The 16912-nt window shown below is 65.2% G+C and carries 18 protein-coding genes and 1 tRNA gene; 12 read left to right on the top strand and 7 right to left on the bottom strand.

From position 1 onward, the window contains the following. The first annotated feature begins 210 nt into the window (after positions 1 to 210). Positions 211 to 1905 (top strand): ShlB/FhaC/HecB family hemolysin secretion/activation protein, encoded by a 1695-nt coding sequence (locus CHB97_RS02460; protein WP_160105493.1) that lies wholly within the window; start codon positions 211 to 213, stop codon positions 1903 to 1905. A gap of 13 nt (positions 1906 to 1918) precedes the next feature. Continuing rightward, positions 1919 to 2629, top strand: a complete 711-nt coding sequence (locus CHB97_RS02455; RefSeq protein ID WP_089286335.1) for a hypothetical protein — start codon at positions 1919 to 1921, stop codon at positions 2627 to 2629. A 2-nt stretch (positions 2630 to 2631) separates the two neighbouring features. Here CHB97_RS02455 and CHB97_RS02450 read toward each other — a convergent pair whose 3' ends face one another. Continuing rightward, positions 2632 to 3162, bottom strand: coding sequence for a GNAT family N-acetyltransferase (locus CHB97_RS02450; protein ID WP_089286334.1), 531 nt, complete (start codon positions 3160 to 3162; stop codon positions 2632 to 2634). A 29-nt stretch (positions 3163 to 3191) separates the two neighbouring features. Then, positions 3192 to 3347, bottom strand: a complete 156-nt coding sequence (locus tag CHB97_RS26285) for a hypothetical protein (RefSeq protein WP_160105491.1) — start codon at positions 3345 to 3347, stop codon at positions 3192 to 3194. On the opposite strand from CHB97_RS26285, the gene CHB97_RS02445 reads away from it, so the two are divergent. Continuing rightward, positions 3346 to 3975, top strand: coding sequence for a 2-hydroxychromene-2-carboxylate isomerase (locus tag CHB97_RS02445; RefSeq protein ID WP_089286333.1), 630 nt, complete (start codon positions 3346 to 3348; stop codon positions 3973 to 3975). The two genes, CHB97_RS26285 and CHB97_RS02445, sit on opposite strands and share 2 nt — an antisense overlap. 4 nt (positions 3976 to 3979) lie before the next feature. On the opposite strand, the gene CHB97_RS02440 is transcribed toward CHB97_RS02445, so the two are convergent. Then, positions 3980 to 4504 (bottom strand): hypothetical protein, encoded by a 525-nt coding sequence (locus tag CHB97_RS02440; protein WP_089286332.1) that lies wholly within the window; start codon positions 4502 to 4504, stop codon positions 3980 to 3982. A gap of 27 nt (positions 4505 to 4531) precedes the next feature. Beyond that, positions 4532 to 5113 (bottom strand): hypothetical protein, encoded by a 582-nt coding sequence (locus tag CHB97_RS02435; protein ID WP_089367386.1) that lies wholly within the window; start codon positions 5111 to 5113, stop codon positions 4532 to 4534. 427 nt (positions 5114 to 5540) lie between these two features. Here CHB97_RS02435 and thrC point away from each other — a divergent pair, with 427 nt between their 5' ends. From thrC to CHB97_RS02405, 6 genes are all read left to right on the top strand, one after another. After that, positions 5541 to 6944: a threonine synthase gene (gene thrC / locus CHB97_RS02430; protein ID WP_089286330.1), complete on the top strand. Its 1404-nt coding sequence runs from the start codon at positions 5541 to 5543 to the stop codon at positions 6942 to 6944. Between the two features lie 93 nt (positions 6945 to 7037). Beyond that, a complete protein-coding gene (locus tag CHB97_RS02425; RefSeq protein ID WP_089286859.1) occupies positions 7038 to 8255 on the top strand; it encodes a pitrilysin family protein in 1218 nt (405 codons plus the stop codon). Between the two features lie 42 nt (positions 8256 to 8297). Continuing rightward, positions 8298 to 8927 carry a GNAT family N-acetyltransferase gene (locus CHB97_RS02420; RefSeq protein WP_089286329.1) on the top strand — a complete coding sequence of 210 codons (630 nt, stop codon included), beginning with the start codon at positions 8298 to 8300 and terminating at the stop codon, positions 8925 to 8927. A 135-nt stretch (positions 8928 to 9062) separates the two neighbouring features. Further along, positions 9063 to 11165 carry an ATP-binding protein gene (locus CHB97_RS02415; protein WP_089286328.1) on the top strand — a complete coding sequence of 701 codons (2103 nt, stop codon included), beginning with the start codon at positions 9063 to 9065 and terminating at the stop codon, positions 11163 to 11165. Continuing rightward, positions 11162 to 11872 (top strand): response regulator transcription factor, encoded by a 711-nt coding sequence (locus tag CHB97_RS02410; protein WP_089286327.1) that lies wholly within the window; start codon positions 11162 to 11164, stop codon positions 11870 to 11872. The genes CHB97_RS02415 and CHB97_RS02410 overlap by 4 nt, the downstream gene beginning before the upstream one ends. 80 nt (positions 11873 to 11952) lie before the next feature. Beyond that, positions 11953 to 12028: transfer RNA gene (locus CHB97_RS02405), tRNA-Ile, on the top strand. A 240-nt stretch (positions 12029 to 12268) separates the two neighbouring features. Here CHB97_RS02405 and CHB97_RS02400 read toward each other — a convergent pair. Further along, positions 12269 to 13783, bottom strand: coding sequence for a hypothetical protein (locus CHB97_RS02400; protein ID WP_089286326.1), 1515 nt, complete (start codon positions 13781 to 13783; stop codon positions 12269 to 12271). Between the two features lie 136 nt (positions 13784 to 13919). Beyond that, the gene (gene cysQ, locus CHB97_RS02395; RefSeq protein ID WP_089286858.1) at positions 13920 to 14702 is read right to left on the bottom strand and encodes a 3'(2'),5'-bisphosphate nucleotidase CysQ; all 783 of its coding nucleotides are present in this window, start codon (positions 14700 to 14702) and stop codon (positions 13920 to 13922) included. Between the two features lie 134 nt (positions 14703 to 14836). Between cysQ and CHB97_RS02390 the strand changes: the two genes are divergently transcribed. Both CHB97_RS02390 and CHB97_RS02385 read left to right on the top strand, forming a co-directional pair. Beyond that, positions 14837 to 15541, top strand: coding sequence for an SOS response-associated peptidase (locus tag CHB97_RS02390; protein ID WP_089286325.1), 705 nt, complete (start codon positions 14837 to 14839; stop codon positions 15539 to 15541). Next, entirely contained in the window at positions 15538 to 16050 is a 513-nt protein-coding gene (locus CHB97_RS02385) for a thermonuclease family protein (RefSeq protein ID WP_089286324.1), read from the top strand. The genes CHB97_RS02390 and CHB97_RS02385 overlap by 4 nt, the downstream gene beginning before the upstream one ends. Positions 16051 to 16215: 165 nt before the next feature. Here the strand turns inward: CHB97_RS02385 and CHB97_RS02380 are convergent, their stop codons facing one another. Next, positions 16216 to 16470 (bottom strand): GlsB/YeaQ/YmgE family stress response membrane protein, encoded by a 255-nt coding sequence (locus CHB97_RS02380; RefSeq protein ID WP_089286323.1) that lies wholly within the window; start codon positions 16468 to 16470, stop codon positions 16216 to 16218. Between the two features lie 218 nt (positions 16471 to 16688). Between CHB97_RS02380 and CHB97_RS02375 the strand changes: the two genes are divergently transcribed. After that, positions 16689 to 16895 carry a hypothetical protein gene (locus CHB97_RS02375; protein WP_089286322.1) on the top strand — a complete coding sequence of 69 codons (207 nt, stop codon included), beginning with the start codon at positions 16689 to 16691 and terminating at the stop codon, positions 16893 to 16895. Positions 16896 to 16912 lie beyond the last annotated feature (17 nt).

Below are 16912 nucleotides of genomic sequence, written 5' to 3'. Positions count from 1 at the left end.
GGCGGAACCTTGCCGGTTTCGGGGGCGCGGAAAGGGCGATGGCCAGACCTTCCCGCCTATTCTTAGCGGGTTTGCCCCCTATGCCGCTTGGTTGGCACTCTATGATCGGGGATTTATCAACGCCGGTTGAGAAACCCGCCACCCGCCTTTGCCCCCGCCGGCTTTCGTGAAATGACCTGCGCAATCATGCACATGAATGGTTCCCTGAAAATGCCCCGGCACCTGGGATGGACGCTGTTGACGGGTGGCCTGCTGCTGGCCGGCATTCCGGCTGCCCAGGGCCAGTCCGTGCCCCCCACCCTGCCGGGGACGGTGCAGCCGGGGCGCGGCACCCTGCCGCCCGCGATTGAGGAACAGCAGCGCCGCCCGCCGGAAGCCAAGCTGCAATTTTCCATCCCCACGCAGAACCGGTCCCGCCCGGCGCCCAAGGAAGGGCAGGAACTGCGCTTCACCCTGCGGGCGATCCAGGTGGAGGGGGCCAGCATCGTCGGCCCCGCCTTCTATGATCCGCTGATCCAGCCTTTGCTGGGCCACCCGGTGACGCTGGCCGAGGTGGCGGCCCTGGCCGATGCGATCCAGGACCGTTACGTCGCCCTGGGCTATGTGCTGACGCGCGCCTATGTGCCGGCGCAGGAACTGGCGGACGGCACCCTGCGCATCCGCGTCATCGAAGGGCATATCGACCGGCTGCTGGTGGAAAAGGGCGATGCCGCCATCACCGACCGGCTGACGGCCATGACAGCGGCGGCGATTGCCACCAAGCCCGCCCGCATCGACCGGCTGGAACGCGCCCTGCTGCTGGCCGATGATCTACCGGGCACCGATATCAATGCCGTGCTGCGGCCGGGGGCGGATTTCGGGGCGGCGGAACTGGTGGTCACGGTGGCCCGTCAGCCCTGGGGCGGGTCGGCAGGCATCGGCAATCACGGGTCGGACTATGCCGGCCCCTGGAGCCTTTATGCCGATCTCTACGCCAATGGCCTGCTGGGGCAGGAAGAACAGATCGGCCTGACCGTCTCCGGCACGCCGGACAGCCGGGAACAGCGGGCGGTGAATGCCCGCTATCAGCAGCCGCTGGGCGGCGATGGCTGGCTGCTGGCCAGCCAGGGTTCCTGGTCGCGCGGGCGGCCCGGTGCCTCGCTGCGACCCTTTGCTGTCCGCACGGAAAGCTGGTCGGCCGGGCAGCGGCTGGCCTATCCCATCATCCGCTCGCGTAGCTTGAACCTGCAGGGTGAGGTGGGGTGGACGGCGCAGCAGGCCAAGGTGGATATCCTGGGCTTTCCCTATACGCAGGATGATTGGCGCAGCCTGAAAGGACAGTTGACCCTGTCCTGGAGCGGCTGGGCCGGTACGGCGTTTCAGCTTTCCACCGGGTTGACCCAGGGGCTGGATATGCTGGGTGCCTCCCCCAAGGCCGGTAAAATCACGTCGCGCAGCGGTATCGATACCGGCTTCACCAAGCTGGAAGGACAGGCCACCGGCAGCGTGCGGCTGGCCGAAGGGCTGGCCGCCACGCTCAGCCTGTCGGGCCAATGGACCGATGATGTGCTGGTGGCCGGCGAAGAGTTCGTGCTGGGCGGCAGCCGCTTCGGGCGCGGCTATAATAGCGGCGATCTGGCGGGGCCGCGCGGCATGGCCGCCAGTGCCGAGCTGCAATATCGCCTGCCCTGGTCCGGCAGGGTCGTACAGGCTGCGACCCTCTATACCTATGCGGATTGGGGGCGGGTGTGGCAATCTGTGGCGCTGGATGCCGATCTCACCTCAATCGGGGGTGGCGTCCGGCTGGCGCTGCCGGCCGGATTCAGCCTGTGCGGGGAGGTGGCGATACCCTTGACCAAACTGGACCTGCCCGGCCTGACCGACCCCGATCCGCGTTTCTTCATCGATCTGGCCGTCTCCTTCTGAGGGAAATTTCATCATGGCCCTGAACCGCCTGTCCGCCCTTGCCCTGCTGCTGACCGCCACCACCGCCCTGCCCGCCGCTGCCGCCGAACTGGTGGTGGTGGAATCCAGCGCACCGGCCCTGGCCCCCGGTCAGGTGCTGGATAGCGAGGCGGCCCTGTCGCTGCCGGCGGGCAGCCGGCTGGTGCTGGTCTCCGCCGAGGGGGCCACCATCAACCTGCAGGGGCCGTTCAGCGGCAAGCCCGGTAATGGGGCCGGCGGCGGCAGCGGCGGGGTGGCCCAATCGCTGGCCAGCCTGCTGAGCGCGCGGGACAGTGATACGGCCTCCCTTGGTGCCGTGCGCGCCGCCAGCAGCGCCCAGCCCCTGCCCCGCCCCTGGCTGGTGGATGCCAGCCAGTCCGGCCATGGCTGCCTGCAGGCGGGGGCGGCCCCGGTGCTGTGGCGCGCGGCGACGGCGGCCACCGACCTGACCCTGGCCCCGGCCGACCGCGCCTGGACCGCCACCACCCCCTGGCCCGCCGGCGCGCAGGATCTGGCCCTGCCGGCCGATGTGCCCTTTGCCGATGGGGCAACCTATCTGTTTGACATGGATGGCAAAAGCAGTGCTGTCACCCTGCATGTCGCCCCCGAGGCGGTGAAGGGTGACCGGATGCTGGCCGCCTGGATGCTGGCCAAGGGCTGCGAACGCCAGGCCCAGGCCCTGGGCAAGCAACTGGCGGGGAAGTAAGGTCACCCCTGCCATTCGCGGCGCAGCAGGGCATATTGCATGGTGTTTTCGTAAAGCGGCGTGCCGTTCGCATCCTTGCCGAAACTGATATAGTCGAGGAACAGCCCCTCCTGCCGCATTCCCAGCCGCTGGCACAGGCGTTGCGACGGCAGGTTGGTATCTTCCACATAGGCATAAAGCCGGCGGGCCTGTTTGACCGTGAACAGATGGGCAAACAGGGCCCGCGCCGCCTCTGACGCATAGCCAGCCCCGGCGACATCCGGGTTGAAATTCCAGCCGACGGAATAGGTATCCGGCTCCTCAAACATCGCAAACAGATCGCCGATCAGCCGGCCGCCATCGCGCAGGCAGACGGCAATATGCTCATCATCCTGGCTGCGCTTTTCAACTTCTGCTTCGGCGGCGGCAAGATCATCCAGCTTGAGTGAGAGAAAACAACTTACCGTCGGCTTGTTCAGATAGGCCCATAAATCCGCCGCATCCCCGGTCTGGAATTTCCGCAGGATCAGCCGGTCGGTTTTGATCATGTCCATTTAAAGCTCTGCTGCCTCAGCCTTGTGTTTTATTTTGCTGACGTCAGATAGGTATTGATCGCAGGGTCCACCAGGGACAGCAGCAAAAACATCCCCCTGCTCGGCCCTTGCATCCGGGCGGGCTTGCTGGCAAGCCTGGGGCCCTGTCCCGTGACCTCACCATCTTGAAAGCTGACCGCCATCATGCCCGGCCCCGTCACCGTTGATTTCTATTTCAGCCCGGCCAGCCCTTATGCCTATCTGGCATCCACGCAACTGTCGAAGCTGCAGATTGAAACCGGCTGCCGGGTGGATTGGTATCCCGTCTCTGCCCGGGCGCTGAACCGGGCGGCGGGCTATGATCTGGAACAGGCGGTGCCGCATTCCGGCCAGTTCCGCCCCGATTATCGGCGCACCGACCTGGAACGCTTCGCTCGGCTCTATGGCGTGCCCTTCCGTGATTACAAGGATGTGGTGATGCCCAATCCGCCGCGTCTGGCGCTGGCCTGCGTGGCGGCGCGGCGGTTCGATGCCGGGCAGGTCTTCGCCCGCACCCTGATGAAGGCAATCTTCGTGGAAGGGGCCAGCCCGGCCGATGATGCGCTGTGCCTGCGCATCGCCAATGATGCCGTCGGCATTGAGCCCCACCTGTTCGAACCGATGCTGAACGACCCGGAAACCGCCGCCCAGGCCGCTGGTTTCGTTTCTGCCGCCGTCAAGGCCGGCTGTTTCGGCGTGCCCAGCTTTGTCGTGGCCGGCAAGGAAATGGTCTATGGCAATGACCGACTGTCATTGCTGCGTCAGGCAGTGCTGGAGGCCAAGCAGGCAAGCTGATCAATCATCCGCTGCTGTTGGCCGGGGTGGGCATCGTCAGCGGCTGAATGCTCTGGATCAGATAGACACCATCGGGCGGATAGCGACGTTCCACCTTGGCGCGCGCCGCTGCTTCGTCTGCGGCCCAGACACGGAAGCGGCGGCTGCCCACCCAGGGCGGCATCTGCCGGCTGTCGGGCTGCGGGCCGGCACTGTCCACAATGACAAGCCAGCCCCGGTCCAGCACACCGCGCCGTTCATCCAGCACGAAGATGCGGTTTTCCGGTCGGGCCAGCTGCTGCATTTCCTCCTCGAAGCGGACCAGCTCCTCGCTCAACAGATCGGCGGTGCGTTGAACATTGCGCACCTCCCGGCCCAGCGTCAGGCTTTCCCGCGCGGCCGCGCGCAGCCGCTCCGTCTGCTGGCCCTGTTTGGCGATCACGGTCTGGTACCGTTTGCGCGCCGCCCGCACGCGGCGCATGGCCTGATCAAGGCCGATAGCCACCGCCATGAAAACCAGCAATGCCGCCAGGAGCAACGAAACGTTCATCGCACTCCCTTCCCGTTCACCCCAGCCTCAACCGGCCACAGCCTTGGCCGTTTCCTGCCCCTCGGCGGGGCCTGCCTGCTCCAGCGAGATGGATAACGTACTGAAACCCAGCGGCACAGGGTAAAAGCGCTGGATTTCCTTGCGGGCATCGCCCAGCGAATCGGCCCAGACCTCCACGATCTGCGGCTGGGCCCATTCGCCATCCAGGGTGGGGTGGCGCTTGCGGTCAGCCACCGCCATCTGCACCTGCCGGTTCACCAGCCAGGCGCGGAATTTCAGGAAGGCCTGCCCTTCCGCCCCCACCACGCGGATGGGGGCCTGTGCCTCCCGCCGCGCATCGGCCAGCGCCTTATCCTGCAGGAAACGGCGGCGGCGCAGGTCGGTGATTTCCGCCGTCAACACCCCCAGCCGGGCACGGCGGTCGCTGCGCCGTGTGTCAAACTTGGCTTCCAGCAGGGAACGGCGGGGCAACGCTTCCTCCGCCCGGCGCAGATCGGGACGTGACAGGATGCTGCTTTCCACGAAGCGGCCCAGCAGATAGGTGAAAAGATAGGCACCGAAGCCCATCATCACCCCCACCATGATCCCGTGCATGTAACCCATCGCCATCCGGCCCGTCTGTCTGCACGAACATTATACCCGTGGCTTGAAAGATTGACCGATGGTCACTCTTTCAAGCCCTTCAATCGCCAGCGCCCACATCCGTGGGCTCGGCTACGCCGCACGAGCGGCGCGGCGGCAGTCGCCGCCGTACCGACGGTCGAACATGTTCGACCGTCGGTATAGTACCACCCTGCCGCCTGGAATATCCGCCAGCAGGAACCCTACACGCTCTAATATACCCGCGCTTCGGGTGCCAACGATATAGCGCCTGCTGCCTAGACCCCATCCGAAAGTGAAAGATTAACAAACCGGCACCCGCCGGGCGTGCCGGGCATGACGGGTTTGCGTGGCGCCGGGCCGCCCGTCCTTGCTGACGGGCCGCACCCTGGATAGGGTATCGCCGTTTGGGAGAATTCCGGGTAACGGGGTGAACTTGTCTTACATCAGCACGCGCGGCCAGGCGCCCTCCCTGGCCTTCGATGATGTTCTGCTGGCGGGGCTGGCCCGCGATGGCGGGCTTTATGTGCCGGCGGCGTGGCCGCAGCTCACCCCGGATGATCTGCGCCGTTTCCGTGGCCTGACCTATGCCGAACTGGCGGTGGAGGTGATGCTCCCCTTCCTGGGCGGCACCATCACCCGCGATGATTTCGCCGGTCTGGTCAATGCCGCCTATGGCAGCTTCGCCCATAAGGCGGTGGTGCCGCTGGTACAGATCGACCAGCGCACCTGGATGATGGAACTGTTCCACGGGCCGACGCTGGCCTTCAAGGACGTGGCCTTGCAGCTGCTGGGCCAGTTGTTCGACCATGTGCTGGCCAAGAAGGACAGCCGCGTCACCATCGTTGGTGCCACCAGCGGTGACACCGGCTCGGCCGCGATTGAGGCCTGCCGCGACCGGGAACGGGTGGATATCGTCATCCTGCACCCGCAGGGCCGCACGTCCGAAGTGCAGCGCCGGCAGATGACGACGGTTCTGTCCAGCAACGTGCATAACGTCGCCCTTCAGGGCACGTTCGACGATTGCCAGGATGCCGTGAAGGCGATGTTCAACGACCAGCCGTTCCGCGACGCGCTGAACCTGTCGGCCGTGAACTCCATCAACTGGGCCCGCATCATGGCCCAGATCGTCTATTATGTGGCGGCTGCCGTGGCGCTGGGTGCGCCGGATCGGGAAGTGGCCTTTGCCGTGCCCACGGGCAATTTCGGCAATGTCTATGCCGCCTATGCTGCTCGCCAGATGGGCGTGCCGGTGAAGCGCCTGATTGTCGGCACCAACGAGAATGACATTCTGGCCCGCTTCTTCGCCTCTGGCGCCATGCAGGCAGACGGGGTGGTGCCGACCATCAGCCCGTCGATGGATATCCAGGTCTCCAGCAATTTCGAACGGCTGCTGTTCGACCTGATGGACCGCGACGGCGCCGCCGTCGCCCAATGCATGGATGGTTTCCGCAAAACCGGCCGGTTTGAGGTGAGTCAGGGTCAGTTGGCCCGCGTGCGGGAATTGTTCGAGGGCTATCGCTGCGACACCACTGAGACGCTGTCGGTGATGAAGCAAGCCTATGATGGTTCCGGCTATCTGGTTGATCCGCATAGCGCTGTCGGCGTCGCCGCCGCCCGCGCCTCGGATCTGGACCCGTCGGTGCCTTTGGTGGTGATGGGGACGGCCCATCCGGCCAAGTTCCCCGATGCGGTGGAAAAGGCCACCGGCGTGCGCCCGCCGCTGCCGCGTCATCTGGCCGATCTTTATGACCGGGTGGAGAGGATGGACATCCTTCCCAACGATATCCAGATATTGAAAGATCATGTGAAAGCCCGCGCCCGCATTCTGGGCAACTAAGACATTGATGGAAGAAAGCCCTACGTGAGCAACTTCGCTTTCCCGACCCCGGACAATATCCGCCTGACCACCCTGCCCAACGGGCTGCGGGTCATGACCGACACCATGCCGCATGTGGAGACCGTGACGGTCGGCGTGTGGTTCGGCGTCGGCAGCCGGCATGAACCGCTGGCCGCCAATGGCGTGGCCCATGTGGTGGAACATATGCTGTTCAAGGGCACGCCGACGCGCGACGCCTTCGCCATTTCGGCGGAGATCGAGAATGTCGGCGGGCACCTGAACGCCTATACCAGCCGCGAACAGACCACCTATTACGCCAAGGTGCTGAAGGAGGATCTGGGGCTGGCCATGGGCATCCTGGCCGACATGGTACAGCACCCGCTGTTCGATGAGGGGGAACTGGACAAGGAACGCCAGGTCATCATTCAGGAAATCGGTCAGGCGGAAGATACGCCCGACGATATCGTCTATGACCATTTCCTGGCCACCGCCTTCCCCGGCCAGCGGCTGGGCCGCCCGGTGCTGGGCACGGCGGATATTGTCGGTTCCCTGCCGCGCACCTCCCTGGTAGATTATGTGCACGGACGCTACGTCCCGGCCAACATGGTGGTCGCCGCCGCCGGCAATGTGACCCATGAACAGGTGGTGGAACTGGCCGCCCGCCTGTTCACCGACCTGCCGACGGGCGACGCCACCAAGGCCGAACAGGCCCTGTATCAGGGTGGGGAGTTCCGGGAAGAGCGCGATCTGGAACAGGTGCATCTGCTGCTGGGCTTCCAGGGCCTGTCCAACACCGATCCCGATCTTTATGCGACCTTGATGCTGTCCACCCTGCTGGGCGGCGGCATGTCGTCCCGCCTGTTCCAGGAGGTGCGGGAAAAGCGCGGGCTGGTCTATTCCATCCACAGCTTCAACTGGTCGATGGCCGATACCGGCGTCTTCGCCATCTATGCCGGCACCGGCCCGGAAAGCACGGGCGAGCTGGTGCCGGTGGTGTGCGAGGAGGTGCGCCGGCTGGCGCGCAGCCTGACCCAGGAAGAGGTGTCGCGCGCCCGCGCCCAGTTGAAGGCCAGCCAGCTGATGGGGCTGGAAAGCACCACCAACCGGGCCGAACAGCTGGGATCACAGATGCTGTCGCATGGCCGCTACATCCCGCCCGCCGAAACGGTGGCACGGCTGGATGCGGTGGATATCGACGCCATCGCCGCCTGCGCCGACCGTATCTTCGCCAGCAAACCCACCCTGACGGCCCTGGGTCCGCTGGAGGGGCTGGAGAGCTATGACGACGTGGCCGGGCGTCTGGTGGCCTGAGCCGATAACAATAATAAGAACAGCAAAGGGGGGGCGGCTTCGTTGATCAGATTGATCCCCGATGGGTTATTGAGCCCCCCGGCACTGCGCGTGGATGGCGCCCGTGTCTATATCCGCCCGGCCCAGCCCAAAGACTGGCGCCCCTGGGCGGAGTTGCGGGAGGCCAGCCGGGATTTCCTGGTGCCATGGGAACCAACCTGGCCGCCCGATGCCCTGACCCGCGAAGCCTTCAGCCGCCGCCTGCGACGGCAGGCCGGCGAATGGCGCGATGATGAGGCCTATAGCTTCCTGGTCTTCACCCAATCGGGGGACGAGGTGGTGGGCGGCATCGGCCTGACCAATGTGCGCCGGGGCGTGGCCCAGATGGGCACCATGGGCTATTGGGCTGGCAAGCCTTATGCCCGCCATGGCTACATCTCAGAGGGCGCCCGGCTGATGCTGTCCTTCGCCTTCGGGCAGCTGGGGCTGCACCGGGTGGAAGCCGCCTGCCTGCCCAGCAATATTCCCAGCAGCGGCCTGCTGGAAAAGGTCGGCTTCACCCGCGAAGGCTATGCGCGGGCCTATCTGCGCATTGATGGCAAATGGGCCGACCATCTGCTCTATGCGATGCTGCGCGATGATTGGGCAGCGCGCGGCGAGATGGCGAATCCGGCCCCGGTGCGTGTGCCTTGAAAGATCGACATCGGCCCCCTTTCCCGCCCTGCACAGACCGCGACGGCCGGTAATTGCATGGCGTGACTGGCAATTACCCCTGGTCCTGCGCCATGATGGCCCCTTGCAGCGCAGCGCCCCGGGGCAGGATCATTCGTGAAGCGACCTACAGGACAAAGCCAGTTCCGCTGGACCGGTGAATTCACCGACACGGACCAGGAAGCAGCATTCGCCCTGCGCAACCAGCGCCTGGATTTCAACATGGCGCATGTCTGCGTCATTGCCGCCACCCTGACCAGCCTGCTGTTCGCCCCGTTGGATTTCCTGACCGTCGATCCCCATCGGCTGGGCTGGTTCCTTTCCATCCGGGGCCTGATCCTGCTCTGGTGCATCCTGTCGCTGCTGGCCATGGCGCGGGCCCGGCCGGCACGACTGCCGGCCGTCACCTTCCTGAACCTGTTCGTCTTCTTCAGCCTGAATGCGCTGGTCTTTGATCACCCGACGCTGCAGGTGCACGGCGGGGCCTTCTTCCCGCTGATCGCCATCGGCCTGTCGGCCAGCCTGCCCGGCGCTTTCATGCCGGCCATGGCCATCACGGCCTATGGGGCGGGGGTCAGCCTGCTCTGGTGGGGGGTGCTGGGCCAGCAACCCAAACCGCCGATTGATCTGCTGATCATCGTGGCCCTGACCATCGTGGCCTTTTGCGTCGGCGGGGTGCTGCGGGCCAGTTCCAACCGGATGCGGCGCGAACAGTTCCTGAATGTGCTGCGCGAACAGGCCAGCAACCGGGAACTGGCCGAAGCCAAGCGCCAGGCAGAGCTGACCGCCTCCGCCAAGGCCGATTTCCTGGCGATGATGAGCCATGAGATCCGCACGCCGATGAACGCCATCATGGGCATGGCCGGGCTGCTGCACCGCGACAGCCCCCGGCCCGACCAGGAAAGGCGGCTGGATATCATGCTGGCCGCCGGGCGGCGGCTGGTGCATCTGCTGGATGATGCGCTGAACCTGTCGCGGTTTGAAGCCGATGGCATCGGCCTGAAACCCGCCCCGGTGGACCTGCCGCGCCTGCTGGATGAGGTGGCGGCCCTGATGCGCCCGGCCGCGGATGAAAAGGGCTTGGCCATCCTGCTGGATATCGGTGCCCTGGCCCCCGCCCATGTGGCCGACGGGCTGCGGGTGCAGCAGGTGCTGATCAACCTGCTCTCCAACGCCATCAAATATGCCCCCGCCGGTGCGGTGGAGGTGGGGCTGCACAGCCAGCCCCTGCCCGATGGGCGCGATGAGCTGGTGCTCAGCGTGGCGGATCGCGGCCCTGGCATCCCCGATGCGGCCAAGCAGTTGATCTTCGAACCGTTCCGCCAATATGGCGCCTCGGATCGGGCCGATGGGGCCGGGCTGGGCCTGTCCATCGTGCGGCGGCTGGCTGATGCCATGGGCGGGGTGGTGACGGTGGCCGACCGGCCGGGCGGCGGGGCCCTGTTCGGCTTCCGCTTCCCCGCCCGGCCCACGCAGCCCCTGCAACCGCCGGCCCCCGTACCGGTCGCGCCGCCGCTGGTGCCGCTCTCCATTCTGGTGGTGGATGATGCGGCGGAAAACCAGGCGCTGCTGCGCGGTCTGCTGGAACCACATGGCCACCGTGTCACGGTGGTGGAGGATGGCGGAGAGGTCTGCGCGGCACTGGCTCGCGACCAGTTCGATCTGGTGCTGATGGATATCCGCCTGCGCAGCGTGGATGGGGTGGAGGCGACGCGCCGGGTAAGGGCCCTGCCCGATCCCGATCTGGCCCTGCTGCCCATCATTGCCGTCACCGCCAATGCCAGCCCGCTGGACGAGGCGCGCTACCTGGAAGCCGGCATGGATGAGATGCTGGCCAAGCCGCTGGAACCCGACCGGCTTTATGCCATGCTGCACCGCTATGCCCCGGCCGCCAGCCCCTTGCCCGCCGCCCCCGCGCGGGAACCGCCCAGCCGCACCGGCACCGCCCAGGGCCTGTTTATGGAGGCGTGCCGGGAACAGAAAAAGCGCCTGCGGGCCGCCTTGTTACAGGGTGACAGCGCGTCCCTGGCCGCCAGCGCCCACCGGCTGCGCGGTTCGGCCGCCAGTTTCGGCCATGGCGACCTGTCAATTGCCGCCGGTGCGCTGGAAACGGCCCTGGCCGATGGCATGGCGACAGATGATTTCGCCTTGATTTTGCTGGTAGAAAAGCTGCTGATCCAGATCACCCGCGTGCTGGAACCGGACGGAGCCCCGACATGAACAAGTCCGCGACCATCCTGGTGGTGGAGGATGCGCCGGAAATGCTGGAACTGATCGCCGGCGCGCTGGAGGATCAGGGTTTTGCCGTGGTGCGGGCGCGCAATCTGGCCGATCTGCGCCGCTGCCTGCCGTGGGCCAAGGCCGATGTCATCCTGCTGGATATCAACCTGCCCGATGGCGATGGCTTGGCGGCGGCGGTGGAGTTGCGCCTGCGTGAGAAGGCCGGGCTGATCTTTGTCACCGCCCGCGATGCGGAAGAGGATCGTGTCCTGGCGCTGGAAAAGGCCGGCGATGATTATCTGACCAAGCCGGTCTCGGTGCGGGAGCTGATCGCCCGCATCAATAATGTGCGCCGCCTGCGCGATGCCAAAGCGGTGGCGCTGGTGGAGATTGATGGCTGGAACCTGGACCCGATCCGGCGCGAACTGTTCCGCCCGGACGGCAGCCTGCTGCCGCTGACGACGGGCGAATTCAACATCCTGGCGGCCCTGGCGGCGGCCCGGCCGCAGCCCTTGGACCGGGATTTCCTGCTGGATGTGATCAGCAACCGCGACCCGCGTTCGGTGACGGCGCACACGGTGGACACGCTGATCGGCCGCCTGCGCCGCAAACTGGACCTGCCCCAGGGCGGCGGCCTGATCATCACCACCATCCGGGGGGCGGGCTATGCCCTGTCCGATGCGGTGGAGGGTCGGGCGGAGAAATAGCGCGCCAAGAGATATGTTACTCACCCACACTGCAGCTGTTGATTTCGTCGAATGTTTTGTGCAAATTGCGGTCCTTGCGTGGGCCTGTAGCTCAATGGTTAGAGCCGACCGCTCATAACGGTCTGGTTGGGGGTTCGAGTCCCTCCGGGCCCACCAAACTTTTCAAAGGGGCAGCGTCACCGGCGCGGTGTCTCTGACCTGCGCTTAAGTGAGCTGCAACCGCAAAAGACGCTGGCGAAGCGGGATTGGGGCTTTAACAACAAGGGGCAGGTGACATGCCCCTTGGAGGCCAGCTATAAAGCCGGTTCATTCTCCAGGTGACCTGATCCCCGGAAAAGGCGGATCACATGAAGAAGGGCCGTTCTGGCCAGTTCGGATGGCGAATGGGTTCCCCATTCAGTTGCCAGCGAACACCTCACGGAGGAACCAAGTCTCCACTGCTTTATCGTCGCGAATGTCGCCGGTAAACCTGATCGAGGGTAGCTGGGGTTCATTGTCGTCGCGAATGCGTCCATCTCGCGTCATGGTTGCGATCATGGCGGTCGCCCGCCCACTCGGCAAATTGATCTGGACAGCGGTGCCAGACCGGCTGTCCACCGATGTCGGTAGCCCGATCTGCTGTACGCCCGGAAATCGTTTCAACTCGTCGACAAACGAAATGCAGGCGCTACCGCAGCCATAATCTGTGAGAACGTAAACGTGGGCGCGGACCGGGTTCGCCGGTGCTGTGCCGTTGTGCGGGAGGGGAATTGGCGTTGTGCGGAAAATCGTTTCACCTGCGGCAACCGCCTCTGCCTGGCGCCTGCTGTCAACGGCATTGTTGATTTCGTGTGGCGGGTCGGGCGGCTCCTTGAAGTCGCTCGCCTGTGATCCATCATCCTCCTCCTGCTTCAGATAGGCCGGAGACAGGCGGAAGACGCCGCGAATATGCAGCCGCGCCGTGGCATAATGGTCGGCATAGGCTTCGCCGTAGAGCCCCCGCAGATAGGCCATGAACCATTTATAGGGTCCACCGCCATTGCCCCGCACATCCAAGACGATGAAACGCTTGGCCCGAAGTGACGGCGCAGCGTGAATCGCTGCGTGGAATGCTTCGGCCTGCGCCATGCTGTTCGGCTGAAAGTAACCGAGCCTCACCCAGGCGCCATCTTTGCCGATCAATCGCGTGCTCACCTCGGGCGTGCGCGATCCCGACCATGACCGGATAACCGGATTGATTTCCGCCATTGGTGCCGGGACCCAATTCAGCATTACCGATTGGCCCCCGATCACACATTGTGCGGGTCGCGGCCTCAGCGGACTGCCCCGATCGACAAAAAGGCGCAACGCCGCTTCGTTGCGGACCTCGTCCAGCGTGTCGGGGAGACCAATTTCATATTGTGCGATAACCCCGGTCCACCATGATATCGGCTTGCCATCGCAGGCCGACACCTGGGCCCCGTCGGCGATATGGGCCTGCCGCGACGCCGTAATGCTGTAGGCACCATTATCGAACCGGGCAAGGAAGCCGGGCCAGTTCGACGGGATCGGCGATGACGCATTGAAGCGGACATTGACATGCGCATCTTGAAAGCTGGCAACCAGATGCCGCATCACAGCCTGATAGCCGGCTTCATCCTGGACCAGCGGAAGTTCAGCCTCCACCAGCTTGAGCGTGCGCCCAAACCACGCCCGCCAGCGCTCCGGATCCGGATAGGCGGCGTAGATGTAGTTCTCCCGCAGCGCATCGGCAAAGGCAGCCAGATCAACCGTCGCCCGTTTCCGCCAATCCGCGACAGATAAGTCGGAACCGGAGATATTATGCCCGACCTCCGTTGTCGAGACGGGCTGAGCGACAGCCTGCGCTGTCTGAGCCGCAGCGCAGATACACAGGATACCCCAAGTCAGGAGGAACACACGCGAATGAAGCAAGTCATTCCCCCCAACAGAGAGGTGGCACTATTTAATCACGCTGCCTGACAGGAATAAGGTAATCGCGATTTATTCATAGAGCCAATTTCCAGCCTTATACCGGTTCCTGACGATCAGAACTCGTTGGGAACCGGTATTACGCCCCACCCCAGGCGACGAAATGCGGGTTGAGGAAGCGGGGGGCCTTGCCATAGGTCAGGGGCTCGCCATCAATCTGGGTCAGGGTGCCGCCGGCGCCCAGCAGCACGGCGTGGCCAGCGGCGATGTCCCACTCGCAGGTGGGGCCCAGACGGGGATAGACATCGCCGGCCCCTTCGGCCACACGGCAGAATTTCAGCGAGCTGCCGGCGGCCAGCCGGGCGGCGACACGGCGGCCGGCCAGGAACTCATCCACCGCCGCATTATCGGCATGGCTGCGCGACGACAGCACCGTCAACCCCACTGCCGGCACCGGGCGCACGGTAATCGGCTCGTCCTTGGCCAAAGGCCGGCTGCGGATGGCCGTACCGGGGCCGGCGGCGGCGTAAAGCTCCCCCGTGGCCGGCAGCAGCACCACGCCCAGGGCCGGCTCCCCATTCAGGAGCAGGGCGATATTCACCGTGAATTCACCATTGCGCTTGATGAATTCCTTGGTGCCGTCCAGCGGATCGACCAGCCAGAAGGTGCCGGCGCTGATATCGGGGATGCGGCCTTCCGCCACCTCTTCCTCCGTCACCACGGGAATATCCGGGGTCAGCGCGCGCAGGCCGGCCAGGATTACCGCGTCGGCGGCGCGGTCGGCGCGGGTGACGGGGCTGCCATCGCCCTTGGTCTCCGTCTCCATATCATCGGTATAGAATTCCATGATGGCGGCGGCGGCCTGCACGGCCAGCTCACGCACGGGCGGCAGCAGGGCGGCCAATTGGTCAGGGGTCAGCATCATGGGGCTCCATCTGTAAACGGGTGCGATCATAACGGCGACGGGGGGGGAGGCAAGCCCCTTGCCCGGTGGCTTTTGCACCGCTGTCGGGCGGCTGCTATGCTGGTGGCCGGTTTACAGTTGGGGACAGGGCGATGTGTGGGCGGTTTGTGCAGAAGGATCTGGCGGCGCTGGCAGAGGCCTTCGATGCACGCCTGCGCCATGATCTGCCCCCGCGCCAGCTGGTGCCGGCCTACAACATCGCGCCCACGCGCGATGCCGGGGTGATCGGGCGTAATGCGGCGGGTGAGCTCAGCCTGACCGCCATGCGCTGGGGGCTGGTGCCGGGCTTTGCCGCTGATGCCAGCGGCGGGGGCAAGCTGTTCAACGCTCGCAGCGAGACAGCAGCGGAAAAGCCCAGCTTCCGGGACGCCTTCCGCCGCCGCCGCGCCATCGTGCCGGCCGATGGCTTTTATGAATGGAAGCCGGACACCACGCCGCGCCAGCCCTGGTTTATCACGCGGGCAGACGGGGCGCCGCTGGCCATGGCGGGCCTGTGGGAAATCTGGCGCGATCGGGCGGAAGGCAACCGCCCGCTTTTCACCTTCACCATCCTGACCACCGACGCGGGGCCGGATATCAGCCATTTGCACCATCGCCAGCCGGTGCTGCTGGCCGATGCGGCGGCGCGCGCGGCCTGGCTGGCGGGAGATAACGATGCCGCCCTGCTGCGGCCCAGCCCCGCCGGCACGCTGACGGCGCGGCCGGTCAACCCGTTGGTCAATGGCGCGCGGGCGGAGGGGCCTGCCCTGCTGGACCCCGCACCGCCGGCGGCTGAACCTGTGGGGATGCTGTTATGATCGCACGGGCATGTATCACCCTGACGCTGTTCCTGACGCTGGCACTCCCCGTGCAAGCGGCCGAGGCACCGGCCCCCGTCGTCGGCAAAGGCACCGCCAAGGAGGGTGATATCGTCACCATTGACGGGCAGGATTTCCGCCTGGATGGCATTGATGCGCCCGATGCCGGCCAGAAATGCAAGAATGTGAAGGGCACGGAATATGATTGTTATGAGCTGTCGCGCCGGATGCTGGAACGCATCCTGAATAATGACGAGGTCACCTGCACCCCGCGCAAGGAACAGGGCAAACCGCCGCAGCTGGCTGCCTGTGTGGTGCGCGGGGTGGATATTGGCCGCGCCATGGTGCAGCTGGGCTATGCCCTTGCCTACCGGGCGCTGACCCCCGCCTATGCGGCGGATGAGGCCATTGCCGCATCCCACCGGCGGGGCATGTGGGCCGGGCGGGTGGAAGCACCCTGGGAATGGCGCTCCCGCCAGCAGGCGGAAAAATTGAAACAGGCCCAGTAATACCAAGCCGCCTAAAGGTTGACCTTTAGGCGGCTTGGAGGCCGGCGACTGCCGGCCCGCGCCACGTGGCGCGTAAGCCAAGGGCGCGGATGCGCCCGCCCGGCGTCTGAGGGAAAACAAAATCTCCCTGGATCGTTACCGATCCAGGGAGATTGGTATAAGCGATTAGTCCCGCCGGCCACCGGCAACCGCCCGGTAAAGCGCCAGCAGGATCATGGCGCCCACCACGGCACCGATAAAGCCGGCCCCCTCCCCCACCCGATAGAAGCCGATGGATTGGCCCAGATATGTGGCCACAAAGGCGCCGGCAATACCCAGCAGGGTGGTGAGGATGAAACCGCCCGGATCGCGCCCCGGCATCAACAGCTTGGCGATGATCCCAACCAGCAGCCCGATGATCAAGGTGGCGATAATACCCATGATGCATTCCCTGAAATGACGTTGTTGCCCACAACAGCGGCCCCCCATCCAGGTTCCCGGACGGGCTGAACGGATAGCCTATCCCTTTGCCCCGTTTCCGCCCTGTTCCCGACGGGACAAAGCCATGCCGGCGTTAAGAAACCGGCAAATCCCCCGGCCTATAATGACCCTATCAGATCAATAGAAGGCGCCGGTTAAAACGGCGACAAGGTGGCACCATGCGGTGGCGTCTGCGGGATCGTGCGACTTTTCAACATAAGGCCGGCATCGTCACCCTGTGGGTGGTGGTGCTGGGGGCGGCTTGGTCGCTGCCGGTGCTGAGCGCGATGCAGCATCAGGCTGAAAAGGCCCGGATGGAATCAGGCTATTATTACACGCCCCAGCGCCCGGCCAGCGCCTATATGGAGGCACTGGCCGGGGAGTGAGGACAAGGAAAGGTGTT

Origin of the sequence: Azospirillum sp. RU38E (assembly GCF_900188385.1) — a bacterium.
In the GTDB taxonomy this organism is placed as follows: Bacteria; Pseudomonadota; Alphaproteobacteria; order Azospirillales; family Azospirillaceae; genus Niveispirillum.
This window is presented reverse-complemented; position numbering and strand designations above follow the sequence as displayed.

What these genes read in the sequence shown, in the direction of transcription:
- CHB97_RS26285 (WP_160105491.1), bottom strand. Translation starts at nt 3,347, where the DNA reads ATGATGGCGGTCAGCTTTCAAGATGGTGAGGTCACGGGACAGGGCCCC.
- CHB97_RS02455 (WP_089286335.1), top strand. Translation starts at nt 1,919, where the DNA reads ATGGCCCTGAACCGCCTGTCCGCCCTTGCCCTGCTGCTGACCGCCACC.
- CHB97_RS02410 (WP_089286327.1), top strand. Translation starts at nt 11,162, where the DNA reads ATGAACAAGTCCGCGACCATCCTGGTGGTGGAGGATGCGCCGGAAATG.
- CHB97_RS02435 (WP_089367386.1), bottom strand. Translation starts at nt 5,113, where the DNA reads ATGGCGATGGGTTACATGCACGGGATCATGGTGGGGGTGATGATGGGC.
- CHB97_RS02440 (WP_089286332.1), bottom strand. Translation starts at nt 4,504, where the DNA reads ATGAACGTTTCGTTGCTCCTGGCGGCATTGCTGGTTTTCATGGCGGTG.
- CHB97_RS02445 (WP_089286333.1), top strand. Translation starts at nt 3,346, where the DNA reads ATGCCCGGCCCCGTCACCGTTGATTTCTATTTCAGCCCGGCCAGCCCT.
- CHB97_RS02460 (WP_160105493.1), top strand. Translation starts at nt 211, where the DNA reads ATGCCCCGGCACCTGGGATGGACGCTGTTGACGGGTGGCCTGCTGCTG.
- CHB97_RS02375 (WP_089286322.1), top strand. Translation starts at nt 16,689, where the DNA reads ATGCGGTGGCGTCTGCGGGATCGTGCGACTTTTCAACATAAGGCCGGC.
- CHB97_RS02385 (WP_089286324.1), top strand. Translation starts at nt 15,538, where the DNA reads ATGATCGCACGGGCATGTATCACCCTGACGCTGTTCCTGACGCTGGCA.
- CHB97_RS02450 (WP_089286334.1), bottom strand. Translation starts at nt 3,162, where the DNA reads ATGGACATGATCAAAACCGACCGGCTGATCCTGCGGAAATTCCAGACC.
- CHB97_RS02380 (WP_089286323.1), bottom strand. Translation starts at nt 16,470, where the DNA reads ATGGGTATTATCGCCACCTTGATCATCGGGCTGCTGGTTGGGATCATC.
- CHB97_RS02390 (WP_089286325.1), top strand. Translation starts at nt 14,837, where the DNA reads ATGTGTGGGCGGTTTGTGCAGAAGGATCTGGCGGCGCTGGCAGAGGCC.
- CHB97_RS02425 (WP_089286859.1), top strand. Translation starts at nt 7,038, where the DNA reads ATGACCGACACCATGCCGCATGTGGAGACCGTGACGGTCGGCGTGTGG.
- cysQ (WP_089286858.1), bottom strand. Translation starts at nt 14,702, where the DNA reads ATGCTGACCCCTGACCAATTGGCCGCCCTGCTGCCGCCCGTGCGTGAG.